Source organism: Roseateles saccharophilus, assembly GCF_004342485.1.
Classification (GTDB): Bacteria; Pseudomonadota; Gammaproteobacteria; order Burkholderiales; family Burkholderiaceae_C; genus Pelomonas; species Pelomonas saccharophila.
The window spans coordinates 38,077-58,519 of record NZ_SMBU01000033.1; the positions used below are offsets into that span (position 1 = coordinate 38,077).

At 69.6% G+C, this 20,443-nt stretch carries 23 protein-coding genes, 2 tRNA genes and 1 pseudogene; 21 read left to right on the forward strand and 5 right to left on the reverse strand.

Annotated elements, in window-relative coordinates; genetic code table 11:
- Positions 1-15 precede the first annotated feature (15 nt).
- A complete protein-coding gene (locus EV671_RS20935; protein WP_132575401.1) occupies positions 16-1,155 on the reverse strand; it encodes an iron-containing alcohol dehydrogenase in 1,140 nt (379 codons plus the stop codon).
- 58 nt (positions 1,156-1,213) lie between these two features.
- On the opposite strand from EV671_RS20935, the gene EV671_RS20940 reads away from it, so the two are divergent.
- From EV671_RS20940 to EV671_RS28020, 5 genes and pseudogenes are all read left to right on the forward strand, one after another.
- On the forward strand, positions 1,214-2,908 hold the full coding sequence (locus EV671_RS20940) for a S10 family peptidase (protein WP_132575403.1): 1,695 nt from the start codon (positions 1,214-1,216) through the stop codon (positions 2,906-2,908).
- Between the two features lie 29 nt (positions 2,909-2,937).
- Positions 2,938-3,834 (forward strand): alpha/beta hydrolase, encoded by an 897-nt coding sequence (locus EV671_RS20945; protein WP_132575450.1) that lies wholly within the window; start codon positions 2,938-2,940, stop codon positions 3,832-3,834.
- Positions 3,831-4,688: a YbgC/FadM family acyl-CoA thioesterase gene (locus EV671_RS20950; protein WP_132575405.1), complete on the forward strand. Its 858-nt coding sequence runs from the start codon at positions 3,831-3,833 to the stop codon at positions 4,686-4,688. The genes EV671_RS20945 and EV671_RS20950 overlap by 4 nt, the downstream gene beginning before the upstream one ends.
- Before the next feature lie 54 nt (positions 4,689-4,742).
- A complete protein-coding gene (locus EV671_RS20955) occupies positions 4,743-4,973 on the forward strand; it encodes an addiction module protein (protein WP_132575407.1) in 231 nt (76 codons plus the stop codon).
- Positions 4,970-5,215 (forward strand): annotated as a pseudogene (locus EV671_RS28020) (type II toxin-antitoxin system RelE/ParE family toxin); the annotation flags it as partial. The gene EV671_RS20955 and the pseudogene EV671_RS28020, both read left to right, overlap by 4 nt.
- Before the next feature lie 70 nt (positions 5,216-5,285).
- Here EV671_RS28020 and EV671_RS20960 read toward each other — a convergent pair.
- Positions 5,286-5,534, reverse strand: coding sequence for a DUF4936 family protein (locus tag EV671_RS20960; RefSeq protein ID WP_165917665.1), 249 nt, complete (start codon positions 5,532-5,534; stop codon positions 5,286-5,288).
- A 2-nt stretch (positions 5,535-5,536) separates the two neighbouring features.
- Positions 5,537-6,436, reverse strand: a complete 900-nt coding sequence (gene ygfZ / locus EV671_RS20965) for a CAF17-like 4Fe-4S cluster assembly/insertion protein YgfZ (RefSeq protein ID WP_132575411.1) — start codon at positions 6,434-6,436, stop codon at positions 5,537-5,539.
- A gap of 48 nt (positions 6,437-6,484) precedes the next feature.
- Here ygfZ and mltG point away from each other — a divergent pair, with 48 nt between their 5' ends.
- From mltG to EV671_RS21000, 7 genes are all read left to right on the forward strand, one after another.
- Positions 6,485-7,477, forward strand: coding sequence for an endolytic transglycosylase MltG (gene mltG / locus EV671_RS20970; RefSeq protein ID WP_132575413.1), 993 nt, complete (start codon positions 6,485-6,487; stop codon positions 7,475-7,477).
- Positions 7,459-8,094, forward strand: coding sequence for a dTMP kinase (gene tmk / locus EV671_RS20975; RefSeq protein ID WP_132575415.1), 636 nt, complete (start codon positions 7,459-7,461; stop codon positions 8,092-8,094). Before mltG ends, tmk begins: the two co-directional genes overlap by 19 nt.
- Positions 8,088-9,092, forward strand: a complete 1,005-nt coding sequence (locus tag EV671_RS20980; RefSeq protein ID WP_132575417.1) for a DNA polymerase III subunit delta' — start codon at positions 8,088-8,090, stop codon at positions 9,090-9,092. Before tmk ends, EV671_RS20980 begins: the two co-directional genes overlap by 7 nt.
- Positions 9,093-9,195: 103 nt before the next feature.
- Positions 9,196-9,576, forward strand: coding sequence for a PilZ domain-containing protein (locus EV671_RS20985; RefSeq protein ID WP_132575452.1), 381 nt, complete (start codon positions 9,196-9,198; stop codon positions 9,574-9,576).
- 36 nt (positions 9,577-9,612) lie between these two features.
- Positions 9,613-10,401, forward strand: a complete 789-nt coding sequence (locus tag EV671_RS20990) for a TatD family hydrolase (RefSeq protein ID WP_132575419.1) — start codon at positions 9,613-9,615, stop codon at positions 10,399-10,401.
- Positions 10,398-11,051: an ankyrin repeat domain-containing protein gene (locus EV671_RS20995; RefSeq protein ID WP_132575421.1), complete on the forward strand. Its 654-nt coding sequence runs from the start codon at positions 10,398-10,400 to the stop codon at positions 11,049-11,051. Before EV671_RS20990 ends, EV671_RS20995 begins: the two co-directional genes overlap by 4 nt.
- 128 nt (positions 11,052-11,179) lie before the next feature.
- Positions 11,180-11,410 carry a hypothetical protein gene (locus tag EV671_RS21000; protein WP_132575423.1) on the forward strand — a complete coding sequence of 77 codons (231 nt, stop codon included), beginning with the start codon at positions 11,180-11,182 and terminating at the stop codon, positions 11,408-11,410.
- A 52-nt stretch (positions 11,411-11,462) separates the two neighbouring features.
- Here EV671_RS21000 and efp read toward each other — a convergent pair whose 3' ends face one another.
- Positions 11,463-12,017 carry an elongation factor P gene (gene efp / locus EV671_RS21005; protein ID WP_132575425.1) on the reverse strand — a complete coding sequence of 185 codons (555 nt, stop codon included), beginning with the start codon at positions 12,015-12,017 and terminating at the stop codon, positions 11,463-11,465.
- 105 nt (positions 12,018-12,122) lie between these two features.
- Positions 12,123-13,142 carry an elongation factor P maturation arginine rhamnosyltransferase EarP gene (gene earP / locus EV671_RS21010; RefSeq protein ID WP_132575427.1) on the reverse strand — a complete coding sequence of 340 codons (1,020 nt, stop codon included), beginning with the start codon at positions 13,140-13,142 and terminating at the stop codon, positions 12,123-12,125.
- A gap of 139 nt (positions 13,143-13,281) precedes the next feature.
- On the opposite strand from earP, the gene uvrC reads away from it, so the two are divergent.
- The 9 genes from uvrC to EV671_RS21055 all read left to right on the forward strand — a co-directional run bounded on the left by uvrC (position 13,282) and on the right by EV671_RS21055 (position 20,319).
- Positions 13,282-15,174, forward strand: a complete 1,893-nt coding sequence (uvrC, locus tag EV671_RS21015; protein ID WP_132575454.1) for an excinuclease ABC subunit UvrC — start codon at positions 13,282-13,284, stop codon at positions 15,172-15,174.
- Positions 15,175-15,282: 108 nt separating this feature from the next.
- Complete coding sequence (locus EV671_RS21020; protein ID WP_243655834.1) at positions 15,283-15,804, forward strand: hypothetical protein; 522 nt, start codon at positions 15,283-15,285, stop codon at positions 15,802-15,804.
- A gap of 138 nt (positions 15,805-15,942) precedes the next feature.
- Complete coding sequence (pgsA, locus tag EV671_RS21025; RefSeq protein ID WP_132575429.1) at positions 15,943-16,509, forward strand: CDP-diacylglycerol--glycerol-3-phosphate 3-phosphatidyltransferase; 567 nt, start codon at positions 15,943-15,945, stop codon at positions 16,507-16,509.
- Positions 16,510-16,695: 186 nt separating this feature from the next.
- Positions 16,696-16,998, forward strand: a complete 303-nt coding sequence (locus EV671_RS21030) for an HU family DNA-binding protein (RefSeq protein ID WP_277592440.1) — start codon at positions 16,696-16,698, stop codon at positions 16,996-16,998.
- Positions 16,999-17,025: 27 nt separating this feature from the next.
- Positions 17,026-17,101 (forward strand) — tRNA-Val (locus EV671_RS21035).
- 111 nt (positions 17,102-17,212) lie between these two features.
- Positions 17,213-19,126 (forward strand): peptidylprolyl isomerase, encoded by a 1,914-nt coding sequence (locus EV671_RS21040; RefSeq protein WP_132575434.1) that lies wholly within the window; start codon positions 17,213-17,215, stop codon positions 19,124-19,126.
- A gap of 28 nt (positions 19,127-19,154) precedes the next feature.
- Positions 19,155-19,230: transfer RNA gene (locus tag EV671_RS21045), tRNA-His, on the forward strand.
- A gap of 483 nt (positions 19,231-19,713) precedes the next feature.
- Entirely contained in the window at positions 19,714-20,025 is a 312-nt protein-coding gene (locus EV671_RS21050; RefSeq protein WP_132575436.1) for a transcriptional regulator, read from the forward strand.
- Between the two features lie 3 nt (positions 20,026-20,028).
- On the forward strand, positions 20,029-20,319 hold the full coding sequence (locus EV671_RS21055; RefSeq protein WP_132575438.1) for a BrnA antitoxin family protein: 291 nt from the start codon (positions 20,029-20,031) through the stop codon (positions 20,317-20,319).
- Positions 20,320-20,443 lie beyond the last annotated feature (124 nt).

Here is a 20,443-nt window from a genome sequence, read left to right on the forward strand (position 1 = left end):
CTCGCGAAGCCCGCGTCAGCGCGAGGCGGCCAGCATCGCCAGATAGTCCGCGGCGCTGGCCAGGCGTGGGTTGGTCTTGTGGCAGTGGTCGGGCAGGGCGTGCTCGACGATGCGTGCGTCCAGCTCCGGCCCCACGCCCATCGCGGCCAGGCCGGCGGGCAGGCCCAGGCGGGCGTTCATCGCCGTGATGGCGTCGGCCACGGCGTCGGCATCGCGGCCGGGCAGGTCCATGGCCTGGGCCAGGCGCTCGATGCGCCGCTCGCGCCTCACGCTGTCCGCTGCGGCATTGAAGCGGATGACGGCCGGCAGGAAGACCGCGTTCAGCGTTCCGTGGTGCAGGCGCGGGTTGATGCCGCCCAGCGAGTGGCTCAACGAATGCACGCAGCCCAGGCCCTTCTGGAAGGCCAGCGCGCCATGCAGGCTGGCGCACATCATGTCCAGGCGCGCATCGCGGTCCTGGCCGTCGCGCGTGGCGCGCTCGATGGCGCCCCAGCCACGGCGCAGGCCTTCCAGCGCGATGCCATCGGCCGGCGGGTTGAAGGCCGGTGCGAGGAAGGTCTCGATGCAGTGGGCGATGGCGTCCATGCCGGTTGCTGCGGTCAGCGCCGACGGCAGCTTCAGCGTCAGCGCCGGGTCGCAGATGGCGGCCTTGGGCAGCAGCTCCCAGTTGTGGAAGCCCAGCTTGCGGCCGTCGTCCACGATGACGATGGCGCCGCGCGCCACCTCGCTGCCGGTGCCGGCCGTCGTCGGCACGGCGATCAGCGGCAGCACCGCGGGCGTGATGCGGCCGGCGCCGCCCTCGATGGTCGCGTAATGCGTCAGCGGCCCCTCATGCGTGGCCGCGATGGCGACGCCCTTGGCCAGGTCCATGCTGGAGCCGCCGCCGACGGCGATGAGGCCATCGCAGCCCGCGTCCCTGGCGGCCTGCACGGCCAGGCGCACGGCGGCCTCGGTCGGGTTGGCGGGCGTCTGGTCGAAGACGGGTGGCTTCGCGGCGAAGGCGGCCAGCGCCTCGTCCAGCACGCCAGCGGCGCGCACGCCCGCGTCGGTGATGACCAAGGGGCGGCGGATGCCGATGCGTTCGCACTCGGCCGGCAGCAGCCGGCTGGCGCCGAACTCGAGCTCGATGCGGGTCAGGTAGAGGATCTGGGCCATGTCGGGCGCTCCGCAATGTCTTCCTGCATGGTAGTGGGCGCTGTCTAGACTTGCCGTCATGCGCGCAACTCGCCCGGCCCTGCTGCTCACCCTCGTGCTCGTGGCCTGCGGCGGCGGTGGGGGCGGTTCTACGGCCACGCCGCCGCCCGACAGCCAGCCCGGCCTCACCGACACGACGGTCTATTCCTCGGCCGCAGACGCCTCCCTGCCCGGCGCCGTCGAGGCCGCCGCCGTCAGCGCGCAGACGCTGACGGCCGGCGGCCAGACCCTGGGCTACACGGCCACGGCCGGCCACCTGATCGCGCGCGACGCCACCGGCGCTGCCGAGGCGTCGATGTTCTACGTCGCCTACACGCTGCCCGGTGCCGACGTGGCCATGCGCCCCGTCACCTTCCTCTACAACGGCGGCCCCGGCTCGGCCTCCGTCTGGCTGCAGCTGGGCAGCTTCGGCCCCAAGCGACTGGTTACCGGCGTGCCCGACACGACGGCTGCGCGGCCCTTCGCGATGGTGGACAACGCCGAGCATCTGCTCGGCCAGACCGACCTCGTCTTCATCAATGCGGTGGGCACAGGCTACTCCGAGGCCATCGCGCCGTTCACCAACCGCAGCTTCTGGGGCGTGGACAGTGACGCGGCGTTGTTCCGCGACTTCATCCAGCGCTACCTTGCCGCGAACAACCGCGCGGCCTCGCCCAAATACCTCTACGGCGAGAGCTATGGCGGCCCGCGCACGGCCGTGCTCGCGCGCCGGCTGCAGGACGTGGGCGTCATGCTCGACGGCCTGGTGCTGCAGTCGCCCGCGCTGGACTACAACAGCAACTGCGGCATCGGCGCGGGCCAGGGCTGCAGCGGCTATCTGCCCAGCCTGGCGATGGTCGGCGCCTTCCACCGCCTGACCCAGCCGCTGCCCACCGACCTGGCCGGCTGGGCCAACCAGGCGCGCAACTACGCCGACCAGGTCTACGCACCGGCGCTGCAGGCCTTCATCACCAGCGGCACGCAGGCGCCCGCGCTGTGGCAGCCCCTGGCCGACCTGACCGGCCTGGCCGCCTCGCGCTGGCAGGCCTCGCTCAATGTCGCGGCCGACGACTATCGCCAATGGCTCATCGCCGGCCAGCTGCTCGGTCGTTACGACGGCCGCATGAAGGCACCCACCGGCAGCCCACTCGCGTCCGAAGGCGACCCCTCCAGCACCTGGCTGACCGACAGCTTCGCCACCGGCATCGCCACCCATCTGCGCGACCAGCTCGGCTACCGCAACGCGTCCACCTATGTGCTGCTCAGCGATGCGGCCAGCGCCTGGGACTTCAGCCACGCCGGGCGCAGCCTGCCGGACACGCTGCCCGACCTCGCCGCGGCGCTGGCGCAGAACGCGCGGCTGCGCGTGCTGGCCGTCAGCGGCTATCACGACCTCGCCACGCCCTTTCACCTGACCGAAACGGACCTGGCCCGCGTCGATGCCAGCCGCGTCAAGCTGCGCAGCTACGCCGGCGGCCACATGAGCTATCTGGACGACACGACCCGCCCGCAGCAGCTCGCCGACCTGAAAGCCTTCTACGCCGGCACGCTGGCCCTGCGTGCCGCGGCCGACCTGGGGCCCGAGCGCCGTGCGCTGGAGGCCCGGCCTGTCATCGCGCAGGACCGGGCCGGCACGCCGCAGCAGCCGGGCAGCGTCGCGCCGACGCACGAGAAGGCCGTGCAGGCACCGCTGCGCGATCCCTGGGTGCCGCCGCGGACAATGCAGGTCCGATGACCCCGCCCACCCAGCTCCTGACCCCGCGCATGGCCGGGTTGCTCGAACGCATCCACCGCGCCAACCGCCCGCCCTTCCACAGCCTCACACCGCGCGAGGCCCGTTTGGCCTATCGCATGGGTGCCGAGATCCTCGACCTGCCGCGCGCGCCACTGCCGCGCGTGCAGGACCTCGAAGCCGCCGGCCGGCCCGCGCGCCTCTACGCACCGAGCGACGCCCGGCTGCCCGTGCTGCTCTATCTGCACGGCGGCGGCTTCACCATCGGTGACCTGGAGACGCACGACAGCCTGTGCCGGCAACTGGCCCTGCGCAGCGGCGCCGCCGTGCTGGCGCTGGACTACCGCCTTGCGCCCGAACACCGCTTCCCGGCGGCCGTGGACGACGCCTGGGCCGCGCTGGCCTGGCTGCACGAGCAGGCCGGAACGCTGGGCCTGGACGGCTCGCGCCTGGCCGTCGGCGGCGACAGCGCCGGTGGCACGCTGGCTGCCGGCGCCGCCTTCTTCGCCCGCGACCGCGGCCTGCCGCTGGCGCTGCAGCTGCTCATCACGCCGGGCACCGCCAGCCAGCCCTGCACGGCCTCGCACAGGCTCTTCGCCAACGGCTTCCTGCTCGACGCGGCCAGCATCGCCTGGTTCTTCGACCACTACATCGACCACGGCCAGCGCCACGACTGGCGTTTCGCGCCGCTGGAAGCCGAGGACCATGCCGGCCTTGCGCCGGCCTGCGTCGTGCTGGCCGAGTGCGACCCCCTCGTCGACGAAGGCGTCGCCTATGCCGACACCTTGCGCGCGGCCGGTGTGCCGGTGCAACTGGAGCTGTATCGTGGCGTTACCCATGACTTCATCAAGATGGGCCGGCACATCCCGGAGGCGCTGAGCGCGCTGGACGCCTGTGCCGCCGCAATCAGGGAGCAACTCAAGCCATGAAACGCACCGACTTCCGCCACCTCGAGCCGCTGCGCGTGCGCTGGGCCGAGATCGACGCCCAGGGCATCGTCTTCAACGGCCACTACCTGACCTATCTCGACACCGCCGTCAGCGGCTACTGGCGGGCGCTGGCCATTCCCTACGCCGACACGATGAAGAGCCTGGGCGGCGACCTCTATGTGCGCCGCGCGTCGCTGGACTACCGCGGCTCGGCCCGCTACGACGACCGGCTGGACATCGGCATCCGCTGCCGCGAGTTCGGCAACAGCTCGATGAAGGTCGACGGTGCCATCTTCCATGGCGACCAGATGCTGGTGCAGGCCGAGATGGTCTACGTCTTCGCCGACACGGCCACGCAGACGCCGCTGCGGCTGCCCGACGCGCTGCGCGGCCTGATGCATGACTTCGAGGCCGGCCAGCCGGTGGTCGACGTGGCGCTGGGCGCCTGGTCCGAGCACGGTGCCGCGGCCGCGGCCATCCGCCGCCAGGTCTTCATCGAGGAGCAGCACATCCCGGCCGACATGGAATGGGACGCCGCCGACGCCAGCTGCCTGCATGCGCTGGCGCGCAACCGCTTCGGCCTGCCGCTGGCCACCGGCCGGCTGCTGGAGCATGTGCCCGGCGTCGCCAAGATCGGCCGCATGGCCGTGCTGCGCGCGATGCGCGGCGGCCAGATCGGCCGCCAGGTGCTGGAGGCGCTGATGGCCGAGGCGAAGCGGCAGGGCTACCGCGAGGTGCTGCTGCATGCCCAGCTGTCGGCCGAGAACTTCTATCTGCGGGCCGGCTTCCAGCGCAGGGGCCAGCCTTTTGAAGAGGCGGGCATCGGGCATGTGGAAATGGTCAGGGCGCTATGAGCCTGATCGGCGGACAATCGCGGGCCGGTGATCCTCTCATTCGAAAGGTCTCTCATGTCTGACCTTGTTGCCGACCTGGCCGCGCAGGGCCGCAGCCTGACACCGGAAGAACGCGTGCGTCTGCTCGACCTGCTGCTGGAATCCCTGCAGCCTGGCGACGCGCCTGCGGACGACGAGGCCTGGGCGCAGGAGATCGCTCGTCGCGTCTCAGCCCACGAGCGCGGCGAGGGCGAGTTGCACGGCATGGACGAGGTTCTGGCCGAAGCACGCCGCCTCGCACCTTGAAGCCACTGCGCCTGCGCGCCGAAGCGCGTGCGGAACTGCTGCGCGAGACCGCCTACTACGAAAGCAAGCGTGAAGGCACGGGGCGGCGTTTCCGGGAGGCCGTCGCGGCATCGTTCGAACTGATCCGCCGCTTTCCGGCGGGTGGTGCGTCCGGCCCAGCTGAGACGCGCCGAACCAAGGTCAGGGGCTTTCCGTTCACCATCGTTTACCGGGACGAGCCTGCTGCGGCCATCGTGTTCGCCATCTCGCCATCTCGCCATCTCGCCGGATCGCCACCAGCCCGGCTACTGGCTGCCCAGAACCCATGTCTGATCAACCCAGCATCTCGAACCGTTCGACCTTGCGCTCGCTGGCCATCCAAACTGCCATCGCCGCAGCCACGCCAGGCTCACGGTGGCTCCAGCCCTCGGGGTAGATCTCCATCCATGTCCAGCGCCCTTGGTCATCGGGCTCGGGCCGCTGCAGCAGCTCGATGGGCGCCTCGACGCGGGCCTTGCGGAAGGCGATGAGGGCCGCGTCGGCATGCTCGGCCGCGACGCGGTAGTAGACGTAGAGCTGCACGCTCACTCCTGCGGGGGAATCTCGTAGGGCAGGGCGCGTGGTTGCAACGTCGCACCGCTGGCCCTGCCCAGATGCAGGCTGCCGCCCTCCAGAGCCGCGAGCTTGATCTCGGCGGCGACGACCGAGCGGCCCGCGCGCGAACCGCAGCCGGCCACGACGCCGGCCGGCTGCTCGGGGTCGGCGCTGTGGAAGATCTCCTGGCCGACCGTGGCCGCGGCATCGGTCTCGAAGACCTGCAGCCGGCGTTTCAGCGTGCCGCGGTACTGGCTGCGCGCGACGATCTCCTGGCCGGGGTAGCAACCCTTCTTGAAGCTCACGCCGCCCAGCACCTCGAAGTTGATCATCTGCGGCACGAAGGCCTCGACGGTCGCGGCGCGTACCCAGGCCATGCCGGCCGCGGCTTCGGCCCAGGCCCAGTCGTCGGGCGGCAATGCGTCGCCGGCCGGCGCAGGGGCGGCTGCCGGCTGCACGCGCAGCGCGCGTCCCGGGCCCGGCAACGCGATCTGCACCGCGTCGCCTTCGCGCGCCAGCGTCCAGGCTTCGGCCGCGGGCGTGCCCAGCAGGCCGTAGACGGCGAACTCCGCGCTCGCGTCGCTGAGCTTGCACTTCGCGCGCAGCACGAACATCGAAAGCCGCTTCAGCGTCGCGGCCAGCGTGTCGGCCGGCAGGGCCAGCAGGATCTCGCTGTCATTCCCATCTTGGCCGCCGCGCCAGCCCACCAGCGTCGCCAGCAGCCGGCCCTTGGCCGTGCAGAAGCCGGCCAGGCGGGCGTGCTCGCGGTCGAGCAGCGCGAAGTCCTGGGTCAGCTGGCCGTGCAGGAAGCTGGCGGCGTCCGCGCCCTGGGCGCGGATCACGCCCCAGTCGGAGAGGTGGAGGCAGGAGGTTTGGAGGGATTCGACCATAGGCGGGAATTATCATCGGCGCCCTTTTGACCGGGCTTTTCACAGGGCATGAAGTGGCTATTGCGGGCAGTGCTCGCGTTGTTGTTGATGGCGGCACTGGCCGCAGGCGCCGTGTGGCAATGGCTGCGCAGCCCGCTGGATCTGGCTGCGCCGTCGGTGGAGCTGTCCATCGAGTCGGGCACCAACCCGGCCGAGGTGGCCCGTGCCTGGGTCGCGGCCGGCGTGCAGGCCGACGCCCGCTGGCTCTACCAGTGGTTCAAGTGGTCGGGCCAGGCCAAGCAGATCCGCGCCGGCAGCTACGAGGTGCACGCCGGCATCACGCCGCGCGCGCTGCTGGACAAGATGGTGCGCGGCGACCAGGTGCTGGAGCAGTTGCGGCTGATCGAGGGCTGGAACTGGCGGCAGGTGAGGGCGGCCATGGCAGCGGCGCCCAACCTGAAGCCGCGCACGGCGCAGATGGGCGATGCGGAGATCATGGCGGCGCTGGGCGAGCCCGGTGCCGCGCCCGAGGGCCGCTTCTTCCCCGACACCTATGCCTACAGCCGCGGCGTCAGTGATTTGACGGTGCTCAGGCGCGCCCACGAAGCGATGAAGAGGCGCCTCGCCGCGGCCTGGGGCCAGCGTGCGTCCGGCCTGCCGCTGAAGAATGTCGACGAGGCGCTGGTCCTCGCCTCCATCGTCGAGAAGGAGACCGGCGCCGCGAGCGACCGCAGCAAGGTCGCCGCCGTCTTCATGAACCGGCTGCGCGTGGGCATGCCGCTGCAGACCGACCCGACCGTCATCTACGGCCTGGGCGAGGCCTATGACGGCAACCTGCACAAGCGCGACCTGACGACGGACACGCCCTACAACACCTACACCCGCGCCGGCCTGCCGCCGACGCCCATCGCGATGCCCGGCGCGGCCTCGCTGCAGGCGGCGCTGAACCCGGCCGCGGTGAAGTCGCTCTATTTCGTCTCGCGGGGCGACGGCAGCAGCGAGTTCAGCGACGACCTCTCCGCGCACAATCGCGCGGTCAACAAATACATCCGCGGCAAGTAGTGACCGGCAGATTCATCTCGTTCGAAGGCATTGACGGTGCCGGCAAGTCCACCCATATCCAGGCCGTGGCCGACTGGTTCCGCGCGCGCGGCGCCGACGTGCAGCTCAGCCGCGAGCCCGGCGGCACGCCGCTGGCCGAGACGCTGCGCGACATCGTGCTGAAGGAGCCGATGGGCGCGCTGACCGAGTTGCTGCTGATGTTCGCCGGCCGCCGCGACCATGTCGAAACCGTCATCCGCCCGGCGCTGGCGGCCGGCAGGACCCTGCTCTGCGACCGCTTCACCGACGCCAGCTTCGCCTACCAGGGCGGCGGCCGCGGCCTGCCGCTGTCGGTGCTGAACCCGCTGGCCGACTGGGTGCAGGAAGGCACCGAGCCCGAGCTGACGCTGTGGTTCGACCTGCCCGCGGAACAGGCCGCCGCGCGCCGCGCGAGCGCACGCGAGGCCGACCGCATCGAGCAGCAGGACCTGGACTTCTTCGAGCGCGTGCGCGCCGGCTACGCGGCCCGTGCGGCCCAGGCGCCGGATCGCATCGTGCGCATCGATGCGAGCGGCACGGTCGAGCAGGTCGGTGCGGCGGTGCTGGCCGTGCTGGCAAGGCGCTATCCGACATGCTGAACGCCGACCTGCCCTGGCTGCATGCGCCGCTGGCCGAGGCGCTGGCGCGGGCGCGCTCGCATGCGCTGCTGGTGCAGGGGCCGGCCGGCGTGGGCCAGCTGGAGCTGGCCGTCAAGCTCGCGCAGAGCTGGCTCTGCGAAGCCGCCGCACCCGGTGCGCCGGCCTGCAACCACTGCGCCAGCTGCAAGCTCTTCGCCAGCGGCACGCATCCCGACTTCCAGCTGCTGCTGCCCGAAGCCTTGGAGGCCCCGGCGCGCGAGTCGCTCGGCCTGCCCTTCGAGGAACCCGACGCCAAGGCCGGCAAGGCCAAGCCCAGCCGCGAGATCAAGGTCGAGGCGGTGCGCAACCTGCTCGCGTTCGCTCAGGCCACGTCGGCGCGCGGCCGCGCCAAGGTGGCCGTCATCTTCCCGGCCGAAGCCCTGAACGGCGTCGCCGCGAATGCGCTGCTGAAGACGCTGGAGGAGCCCTCGGGCCTGCTGCGCTTCGTGCTCGCCAGCCACGACAGCGCCGGCCTGCTGCCCACCATCCGCAGCCGCTGCCAGCCGCTGCCCCTGGCCCTGCCGGAGCGCGCCGCTGCGCTGGCCTGGCTGGCCGCCAAGGGCGTGGAGGGCGGCGAGGGCCTGCTCGCCGCTACGGGCGGCCGGCCGCAGCAGGCGCTGGCCTGGGCCGAAGCGGGGCTGACGGACGCGGCCTGGCAGGCAGTCCCGAAGCGGGTGGCGCGCGGCGAGGTGGCGGCGCTGTCGGACTGGGCGCCGCCCCGCGTCATCGACGCACTGCAGCGCCTGTGCCACGACCTGCTGCGCCGCAGCCACGGCCAGCCCGGCCAGTTCTTCGCCGCCGCGGCCCTGCCGGCGCCGAAGCGCGCCGCGCCGCTGCTGGCCTGGGATGCCGAGCTGCGCCGCGCGGCCCGGCATGCCGACCACCCGCTGAACGCCGGCCTGTGGATCGAGGCCCTGGTGGCCCAGGCCCAGGCCGCGATGGCCGCCGCCGCGCGCTGAGCCCGAATGCCGTATCCGGGCTGACTACACTGGGGCCATGAGCGACGCCAATTCCAAGCCCGGTCAGAACGCGCAATTCCAAGCCAGCCAACTGAGCAGCCCGATGGCGCTGCCCACGGCAGGCGGCGCGGCGGCCGGCTCGGGTGCGCGGCCCAGCGTCATCCAGCTCGTGTTCCGCGAAAAGTCGGCGTTGTACGCGGCCTATATCCCGGCCTTCGCCGAGGGCGGGCTGTTCGTACCGACGACGCGCGACTACAAGCTCGGCGAAGACATCTATTTGCTGCTCGCCCTGCCCGAAGACAACCAGCGCTACCCGGTGGCCGGCAAGGTTGCCTGGCTGACGCCGGCCAATGCCTCCGGGGGCCGCACCCAGGGCGTCGGCGTGCGCTTCCCCGGCGACGAGAAGACGCGGCTGATCCGCGTGCGCATCGAGGAAATCCTCGGCACGGCCATCTCGTCGAGCAAGCCGACCCAGACCCTCTAGCGCCCGCGCGCAAGCCGCGGCGCGTCAATCCCCGCCATGTTCATCGATTCCCATTGCCATCTCAGCTTCCCGGAGCTGAAGCAGAGGCTTCCCGACATCCTGTCCGACATGAAGGCGGCCCAGGTCGACCAGGCCATCTGCATCTGCACGCAGATGGAGGAATTCGAGGCCGTGCACGGTCTGGCGCTGGCGCACCCGCAGCTCTGGGCCACGGTGGGCGTGCACCCCGACACCGAGGACATGCGCGAGCCCGACATGGCCGAGCTGGTGCACCTGGCCGCGCTGCCGCGCGTCGTCGCCATCGGCGAGACGGGGCTGGACTACTACCGCCTGAACGGCCGCAGCATCGAGGACATGGAGTGGCAGCGCGAGCGTTTCCGCACCCACATCCGCGCGGCCAGGCAGGCGCGCAAGCCCCTGGTGATCCACACCCGTTCCAGCGCGGCCGACACGCTGCGCGTGCTGGACGAGGAGGGCGGCGAGCAGGCCGGCGGCGTCTTCCACTGCTTCACCGAGACGGCCGAGGTGGCGCTGGCGGCCGTCGAGCGCGGCTACTACATCTCCTTTTCCGGCATCGTCAGCTTCAAGAACGCCCAGGACCTGCGCGACCTGCTGAAGCTGCTGCCGCTGGAGCGCCTGCTGATCGAGACCGACAGCCCCTATCTCGCCCCCGTGCCCTTCCGCGGCAAGACCAACACGCCGGCCTATGTGCCGCATGTGGCCAAGGCGGTGGCGGATGCCGTGGGCCTGGCGGTGCCGGAACTGGCTGCCGTCACGGCGGCCAACACGCGTCGCCTGTTCGGGCTGCCGGAGGCCGTGGTATGAGGGCCTGGCTCGCCGGCATCGCGCTGACTGTGGCCGCCGCGGCCCATGCCGAGCCCATCGACGATCTCGTGCTGGCCGTCGAGCTGAACGAGCCGCGCGCGGTGCTCAGCCTGCTGCTGCGCGGCGTGGACCCCAACCAGCCCGATTCGCGCGGTCGCCAGGCCATCTTCGTCGCGCTGCGCGAGGGCTCGCTGCAGGCGCTGGGCAGCCTGCTCGCGTCGCCCCAGACCAAGATCGACGAGCCCAACGCCCAGGGTGAGACGCCGCTGATGATCGCCGCCATCCGCGGCTCGCTGCCGGCCGTGCAGGCCCTGGTCAAGCGCGGCGCCGCGATCAACCGCGACGGCTGGACGCCGCTGCACTACGCCTGCAGCGGGCCCGACAACGGCGTGTCCGCCTGGCTCATCGCGCAGGGCGCCGACATCAATGCGCGCTCCGACAACGGCACGACGCCGCTGATGATGGCGGCCCGCTACGGCAACGGCGACCTGGTGCCCATGCTGCTCAAGGCCGGTGCCGAGCCGCGCGCCGCCAACGAGCAGGAGCTGACCGCGGCTGACTTCGCGCAGCGCGGCGGGCGTGACGGCATCGCGGCCGAACTGCGCCGCATCAGCGCCGAGCGCCAGCGGGCGGCCGAGGCTGGCAAATAGGCCAAATCGTTCTCGCGTGGAGGCGCGTGTAGGGCAAAGTCCTACAGCCGTCGCCGCGCTGGGACGACTGTCGTGGCGCGGCCGGGCTACCTACAGTGAGGCCATCGTCACCCACGAGGCCTACCACCATGCTGTCCACCACCCCGAACCTGGCCGACCCCTTCGCGATGCTGATCGCTCCCGATCAGGTGATGAACGCCATCGAGCGCTCGGACCGCCTGGCGCGTCTGCAGCGCCGCGTCTACCGCCCGCTGGACCGTCCCTGGATCCCGATGAAGGCCAGCGCCGATTTCGACAGCGAGATCGACGCCGAGCTGGAAATCCCCGACCTGTCCGATCTTCCGGACAGCGCCGAATAAAGCAAAACGCCCGCTGCTGCGGGCGTTTTTACGAGCGAGGCCGGAGCGGCGCTTAGACGCGCTTGCGGTACTCGTGCGTGCGGGTGTCGATTTCGATCTTGTCGCCGTTCTCGACGAAGGCCGGCACGGAGATCTCGAAACCGGTGCCCTTCAGGCGGGCCGGCTTCATGACCTTGCCCGAGGTGTCGCCCTTGGCGGCCGGCTCGGTCTCGATCTCGCGCACGACGCTGGTGGGCAACTCGACCGAGATGGCCTTGCCGTCGTAGAAGGTCACTTCCACGGCCATGCTGTCTTCGAGGTAGGAGAGAGCGTCGCCCATGTTCTCCGACTCGACCTCGTACTGGTTGTACTCGGTGTCCATGAAGACATACATCGGGTCGGCGAAGTAGGTGTAGGTGCACTCCTTCTTGTCGAGGATGATCTGCTCCATCTTGTCGTCGGCCTTGAAGACCAGCTCGGCGCCGGCGCCGTTCAGCAGGTTCTTCATCTTGATGCGCACGGTGGCGGCGCCGCGGCCACCACGGCTGTATTCGGTCTTCAGGACGACCATCGGGTCCTTGCCCTGCATGATCACGTTGCCGGCGCGGATTTCTTGAGCGAGTTTCATGGTGTATCGGGGTGTTGAAGGCCGGACTGCTCCGGCAGACGGCGCACCAGGCTCCCGATGACTCCGTTCGGTCCGTCTCGGCGTGGCGCGGCAAAGCCAATCATTCTAGCTGGAAACCCCTAAGAAGCCTTGCAGCTGGGTGAGCAGATCGGGCTGCGCCGCCAACTGCGCACGCCAGGCGGGGGCGTGCGCCGCCGCCTCGGCCAAGCCGCTCAGCCCGTCCGGCAGCGGTGCCAGCCCGTTCCAGCCGCGCCAGACCGCGCGCCAGGCCTCGGGCAGGCCGGCGCGGGCCATGAAGGCCTCCAGCTTGGTGTGGTGGGCGTCGTCGTGCTGCGGGTAGATGTGCCAGACGTAGGGCTTGCCGGCCCACTGCGCGCGCACGAAGGAGTCCTCGCCGCGCACGAGGTTCAGGTCGCAGGCCCACAGCAGGCGGTCGTAGTCGTCCTGGGCCAGATAGGGCAGGGCGATGCAGCGCAGGCCGGGCCGGTCGATGACCCGGGCCTGCAGCGGGCCGGGGCAGGCCAGCAGCAGCGTGGGCCGTTCGGCCAGCGCGCCCAGCAGTGCGGGCAGTGCCGGGTTGGCATAGGCGAACAGGCTGACGACGCGCTCGCCCGGCCGGGGTGCCCAGCCGCGCCCGGCCAGCCAGGCCGCACCGTCGAAGGCCGCCACGCGGTCGAGCAGGCCCGGCTCGCGCAGCAGCCCGCCGGTGCGTGGCGTGAATCCGGGGTAGAAGAAATGCTTGGTCAACCCCGCGCCGGGGCCGCTGAACTGCGGCGAGGCCAGGCCGTGGCTGCGTTCGACGTAGTCCTCGGCGCTGAGGTATTCGAGGTTGATCCAGCGCGGCGCCGGCGCACGCGCCGCCATGCGGGCGACGAAGGCCGCGGGCGGCTCGCAGCCGAAGGCCTCGATGACCACGTCGCCGGGCATCACGCCCGCATCGCCGTCGGGCCAGGCATGCACGGTGACGCCGGCGGGGCGCTCCGGAGCCATCCAGGCCAGGGCCGACGCGTCGTCCACCCAGAGCCGCGCTGACTGCCCGCGGGCCGCCAGAACACGCGCCAGCCGCCAGCAGACCCCGAGGTCGCCATGGTTGTCGATGACGCGGCAGAAGATGTCCCAAAGCATCGAACGATTGTCCCAGGCCAGAATCCCGCCCATGTCCAGCACGACTCCTTCCGACGCCGCCCTCGGCGAGCAGACCCAGGCCGAGTGGGCCGCCGAGCGTGCCGCCATCGAGGCGGCCGAGAAGCAGCGCGCCTTCGAGATGGAGGCCGCCGCGCGCGAGGTGCGCGAGAAGCTGGTGGCCGAGGTCAATGCGCTGCCGGCCTTGCCGGGCGTCTACCGCTATTTCGATGCCAAGGGCGAGGTACTCTATGTCGGCAAGGCCAAGGACCTGAAGCGGCGCGTCTCCAGCTACTTCCAGAAGAACCACGGCGGCACCCGCATCGGCATGATGGTGGCGCGCATCGCGCGGCTGGAGACGACGGTGGTGCGCACCGAGGCCGAGGCCCTGCTGCTGGAAAACAACCTGATCAAGACGTTGAACCCGCGCTTCAACATCCTGTTCCGGGACGACAAGAGCTACCCCTATCTGAAGCTCAGCGGCCACGCCTACCCGCGCATGAGCTACTACCGCGGCTCGGTGGACAAGCGCCACCAGTATTTCGGTCCCTTCCCGAGCGCCTGGGCGGTGAAGGAGTCCATCCAGCTGATGCAGAAGGTCTTCCGCTTACGCACCTGCGAGGACAGCGTCTTCAACAACCGCAGCCGGCCCTGCCTGCTGCACCAGATCAAGCGCTGCTCCGGCCCCTGCGTGCCGGCCGGCCAGACCGGTGACTACGCGCGCAACGTCACGAGTGCCGAGCGCTTCCTGCGCGGCGAGACCGACGAAGTCATGGCCGCGCTGCAGCAGCAGATGATGGCCTACGCCGAAGCCCGGCACTACGAACTGGCCGCCGAGGTGCGCAACCAGATCCAGGCCCTGTCCAAGGTGCTGCAGCAGCAGGTCATCGAGGAGAGCAGCGCAACGGGCCATGACCGCGACGTGGACATCCTGGCCGTCAGGGTGCAGGGCGGCCGGGCCTGCGTGAACCTCGCGATGGTGCGCGGCGGACGCCACCTGGGCGACCGGGCCTTCTTCCCTAAGCATGTCGACGACGCCACCGCGCTGCGCTTCGACGACGAGGACGCGCTGTCGCCCGAGCGCCAGGTGCTGGAGGCCTTCATGGCCCAGCACTACCTGGCGTCGCCGGTGCCCGGCCTCATCGTCGTCAGCGAGGCGGTGGACGCCGGGTTGGCCGATGCGCTGGCCGTCCAGGCCGGCAGCCGCGTGACGGTGCAGGCCCAGCCGCGCGGCCAGCGCCGCATCTGGCTGGAGATGTGCGTCAAAGGTGCCGAGCTGGCGCTGGCGCGGCTGCTGGCGGAGGAGGGCTCGCAGCAGGCGCGCACGCGCGCGCTGGTCGAGGCGCTCGACCTGTCGCCGCCCGAGATCGACAAGTTCCGTGTCGAATGCTTCGACATCAGCCACACGGCGGGCGAGGCGACGATGGCCAGCTGCGTCGTCTTCGAAGGCCACCAGATGCAGAGCAGCCAGTACCGGCGCTACACCATCGAGGGCATCACGGGTGGTGACGACTACGCCGCGATGCGCCAGGTGCTGACGCGGCGCTACAGCAAGATGGCCGAGGCCGCCCAGCTCGGCACCGGCCGCCTGCCCGACCTCGTGCTGGTGGACGGCGGCCGCGGCCAGGTCAGCATGGCGCGGGAGGTCTTCGAGGAACTGGGCCTGGACCTCGGCCTGATCGCCGGCGTTGAGAAGGGCGAGGGCCGCAAGGTCGGCCTGGAGGAGCTGGTGTTCGCCGACGGGCGCGAGAAGGTCTATCTGGGCCGCGACTCCGCCGCGCTGATGCTGATCGCGCAGATCCGCGACGAGGCCCACCGCTTCGCGATCACCGGCATGCGGGCCAAGCGCGCCGCCACGCGCACCGGCGGTTCGCGGTTGGAGGACGTGCCCGGCGTCGGCCCCAAGAAACGCGCGCAGCTGCTGCAGCGCTTCGGCGGCGTGCGGGGCGTGGCGGGTGCCAGCGTGGACGAACTGGCGGGCGTGAAGGGCATCTCGCGCGAGCTCGCCGAGGAAATCTACCGCGCACTGCACTGATGCTGCACTGATACAGCTACGGCGCGTTGCAAACTGCCTTCTGCAGCGCTTCCCAGGCTGGCGCAAGATAGCAACTCACAACACAACAGCATCCCGAGGAGAACCGTCATGTCCGCTGTCGACCGTTTCAAGCGCGCCGCACGGTGGTTGATCGGCCCGGTGCTGGCCGGCTGCAGCGCCGCGCCGCGTGCCCCGGCGCCTGCACCCGCCCCGGCCCCGTCTCCCGCGCCGGTAATGGCCGCTGCGCCGGCGCCTTCGCCCGCCAGCAAGGCCAGGCCTGCGCAGGGCATGCCCGCGCCGCGCGCCGTGCGCACCAACGACGAACTGCGCCGCCAGGCCGCCGAGCGCCTCGTGATGGCCAACCCCGACCTCACCTACATGACGCCGGCTCCCGCCCACCTGCTGACCCTGGTCGTGCTGGACGTCGAGGTGAAGGCCGACGGCAGCGTGCGCCGGATCAACGTGGTCAGGCCGCCCAGGTTCGGCCCGGAGACCCTGCAGCTGGCCATCGACGCGGTGAACCGCGCCGCGCCCTTCGGCGACGTGCGCCGCATGCCCGAGCCCTGGCGCTTCACCGAGACCTTCCTGTTCGACGAGGACCGCCGCTTCAAGCCGCGCAGCCTGGACTAAGGACCACCCCCTACCGGCTTTGCCGCCCCCTCAAGGAGGCGCTGCCGATGGCCCGGCAAAGCCGCTTCCATGGCAGCCGCTTGGCAAACCCGCCACAGATCCCTCGGCAATGCTCCAGCCTTGGGCACAATGGCCGCCATGTTCCTGACCCTGCCGACTCTGCTGACCTGGGCCCGCATCGTGGCTATCCCGCTGATCGTCGGGGTGTTCTATCTGGACATGGTCCCCGCCCACCAGAACCTGATCGCCACGGCGCTCTTCATCGTCGTCGCGCTGACCGACTGGCTGGATGGCTACCTGGCCCGCAAGCTCAACCAGACCTCGTCCTTCGGCGCCTTCCTGGACCCGGTGGCCGACAAGCTGATGGTCTGCTCGGCGCTGCTGGTGCTGCTCAAGCTGCAGCGGGTCGACGCCTTCGTCGCGCTGGTCATCATCGGCCGCGAGATCACCATCTCGGCGCTGCGCGAGTGGATGGCCCAGATCGGCGCGTCGCGCAGCGTCGCCGTGCACATGGTCGGCAAGCTGAAGACGACGGTGCAGATGGTGGCCATTCCCTTCCTGCTCTTCGACGGCCAGCTCTTCGGCCTGATCCCGACGCGGCAGTGGGGCACCTGGCTGATCTACGCGGCCGTCGTGCTGACCATCTGGTCCATGGCCTACTACCTGCAGAAGGCCCTGCCGGAAATCCGCGCCAAGGCCCGTTAGGGGGGCCGCCGGCTCTAGTCGGACAAGCAGTTGTATCGGGACTTTTCCCGCCCTGTGGCGTATCGAACGCGCGTCTAGAATCCGCTTCCCCGCGCGCGCCTTGGCCGCCAAGTGGTGGCCCTCAGAAGGCTGCGCAGTGCGCGGGACCGACATCTCATCGCAGTCCATGCCTCCGGCAACGCAGGCATGGCCCAATGTTCCGTTGAGGGGGCACGAGTGAACAAGTCCGAATTGATCGAGCACATTGCCAAGCAGGCCGACATTTCCAAGGCCGCCGCAGGCCGCGCGCTCGAAGCCGTGATCGGTGGCGTCAAGACGACGCTGAAGAAGAACGGCACCGTCTCGCTGGTGGGCTTCGGCACCTTCAGCATCACCAAGCGCGCGGCCCGCACCGGCCGCAACCCGCGCACCAACGAGGCGATCAAGATCAAGTCGGCCAAGGTGCCGAAGTTCAAACCCGGCAAGGCGCTCAAAGACGCCGTTAACTGACCCCTCGGGGTCGATCCCGGAATTCCCGGGCGCTTAGCTCAGTTGGTAGAGCACCTCCCTTACACGGAGATTGTCGGCGGTTCGAGCCCGTCAGCGCCCACCACCCGCCCTGCGAGGGCGGTCTGCCGTCCCACTTAGAATGCGGCTCCCCTCGAAGGCGAACCTTGGTTCGCCTTCGTCGCGTTTGATTGCTTGATCTTCAAGGCTCCCCGAGATGTTCGATTTCGTCCGCCAGCACAACCGCCTGTTCCAGTTCATCCTGTTGCTGCTCATCCTGCCGTCCTTCGCCTTCGTGGGCATGCAGGGCTATACCAGCATGATGGGCGGTGCCAACGCCGGCGTGGCCAGCGTCGACGGCCGCAAGATCACGCAGGCCGAATGGGACAACGCCCAGCGCGAGCAGGCCCAGCGTATCCGTGGCCAGAACCCCAATGTCGACGCCAAGCTGCTGGACACGCCGGAGGTGAAGCGCCAGGCGCTCGAAGGCCTGGTCACCGAGCGCACGCTGCAGGCGGCGGCGGCCCACCAGCACTTCACCGTCAGCGCGGACAGCCTGCTGAACAAATACCTGCACGACCCCGAATTCGCCTTCATGCGAAACGCCGACGGCACGGTGAACAAGGCCGTTGCCGCGATGCAGGGCCTGACGCCGGCCGGTTTCGACGAGCGCGTGCGCCAGTCGCTGATCCTGCAGCAGGTCACCAAGGGCGTGGAAACCTCCGTGCTGGCCGGTACAGCGGTGCCCAAGCTCGCCTTCGACTCGTTGCTGCAGCAGCGCGAGGTGCAGTGGCAGCACTTCGACATCAAGGATTTCGCGGGCAAGCTCAACCCGAGCGACTCCGAACTCGAAGCCTTCTACAAGGACACGGCCAACGTGGCCAAGTTCCAGCTGCCCGAGTCGGCGCAGATCCAATACCTCGTCCTTGACGTCGAGGCGCTGAAGAAGGACGTCAAGTTCAGCGAGGACGACCTGCAGAACTACTACAAGGAAAACGCCTCGCGCTACGGCGCGCCCGAGGAGCGCCGCGCCAGCCACATCCTGATCAAGGTGGACCGCGGCGCGCCCGCCGAGGAGCGCGCCAAGGCCAAGGCCAAGGCCGAGGAGATCCTGGCCCAGGTCCGCAAGAACCCGGCCTCGTTCGCCGAGCTCGCCAAGAAGAACTCGCAGGACCCGGGTTCGGCCGTCAACGGCGGCGACCTCGACTTCTTCGGCCGTGGTGCCATGGTCAAGGAGTTCGACGCGGCCGTCTATGCGATGAAGCAGGGCGAGATCAGCAACCTTGTCGAGACCGATTTCGGCTATCACATCATCCAGATGACCGGTGTGCGTGGCGGCGACAAGAAGCCCTTCGAGGCCGTGCGTGCCGAGGTCGAGGCCGAGGTGCGCAAGCAGCTTGCGCAGAAGAAGTACGCCGAGGTCGCCGAACAGTTCGGCAATCTCGTCTACGAACAGTCCGACAGCCTGCAGCCTGCCGCCGACAAGCTGAAACTGCAGATCCAGACCGCCACCGTGCAGCGCCAGCCCCAGCCGGGCAGCGGCGGCCCGCTGGCCTCGGGCAAGCTGCTGGACGCGGTCTTCGGCGCCGACGCGCTGCGCAACAAGCGCAACACCGAGGCCGTCGAGACCGGCCCGAGCCAGCTCGTGTCGGCCCACGTCACCCAGTACAACCCGGTGCGCGTGCCGCCACTGGCCGACGTGAAGGACAAGGTGCGCGAGCAGCTCGTGAAGAAGCTCGCCGCCGAGCAGGCCAGGAAGGCCGGCGAAGCCCGCCTGGCGGCATTGAAGGCCAATGCGACCGACGTTGCCGGCCTGGACGCCGCCGTCACCGTGTCGCGCGCCAAGCCGCAGGGCCTGTCGCGCGCCCAGCTCGAGGCCGTGCTTGGCGCCGATGCGTCCAAGCTGCCTGCCGCCGTGGGCGTGCCGGCCGATGACGGCGGCTATGTCGTCGTGCGCATCAACCAGCTGCAGCCGCGCGACGCCGCCGTCATCGACGACAAGCGCGCGGCCCAGCAATATGCCGGCGCCTGGGCCCGCGCCGAGGCCCAGGCCTATTTGGCCGCGCTCAAGTCGCAGTACAAGGCGGTCATCAAGGTCGCTGCTCCGGCATCGGCTGCAAGCGCCCCCTGATTTCTGCGCTATACTCTTTGGCTCTGCGGTGGCTGTAGCTCAGTTGGTAGAGTCCAGGATTGTGATTCCTGTTGTCGTGGGTTCGAGTCCCATCAGCCACCCCAAGTAATTTAGGCCCCGGTAAGTCCTTGTCACGCAAGGGTTTCCGGGGTTTTCCTTTTGGCGCGCGGGTACAAGGCACGGGTACGCCACGGGTACAGCCCGTGATGGTTGCGCCGCTAAATGCCAGGCTGTCCCGCTTTCTGCCAGGCGCATTTGTTCCAGTCGAAGGATGTCCCGTCGCCGTGGTGGGTCGCCACGGGACATTTGGTCTGGTCACTGCATGTTGACCGAATCGGTGCTCGTGCGGCTTTGCTTCCACTTGACCCCGGAAGGACGCGGTATTGGATGTCCCAGCTGACGGTCTTGGCTACTTCAGGACATGCGAAGCGGATGACCGCGAAGACGATGCTCGTTTGTCCCCCTTTGATGCGCTGAGCAGGATCGCCCCATCCATCGACCACGATAGGGGAACAAATCGGGAACATTCAAGCGCCACCCGCGAGAGCGGGCTTGTTGCTCGAATTGATTGGTTCTACAATTAATCAATGTTGACGGTGATCGAAACGGCCATGTTCCGGCGCTACGCCGATGCGGTTTGGGACGATGAAGAACGCATGGAGTTCGTGGACTTCATCGCTGCCAATCCCGAAGCCGGCGACGTGATCCCGGGCGCTGCACCGTTGCGCAAGGTGCGTTGGGCGCGTGAGGGCATGGGCAAGCGTGGTGGGGTGCGGGTCATCTACTTCGCCACACTGGCCGATGGCACCGTGAGCCTGCTGATCGTCTACCCAAAGGCCAAGACTGAGGATCTGTCCCCGGCCTTCCTGCGCGAACTGCGCAAGATGTTCAAGGAGTGAGCTATGCCCAAGACCAAAGAACCCGAGATGAGCCAGTTCGAGCGTGACCTGCTGGAGTCCGTGGGCCAGGCGCTGCGCGGCGAGGGCAATGTAACCAAGCCCAAGCAGATTGAGGCGCGCGTGGCCGCACGACGTGGCCGCCCGGTGGGCAGCACCAAGGCGGCGCCCAAGGTGCAGACGGCTATCCGTTTCGACCCTGACGTGCTGGCCGCGCTGCGAGCCACGGGCGACGGCTGGCAGACGCGTGTGAACGACGTGATGCGCGCCAATCTGGCACTGGCCGGCAAGCTGTAGCTTCGCGCGGCTCGCGTTGATGAACTCCGCCGTGTTACGTCCCGCGTAGATTTCGGCTCGCGATCCCAAGCTATTCGAGGTTGAGTCAAGGCTGCTGTCTCGCGAAGAATTGGACGGGACTCGC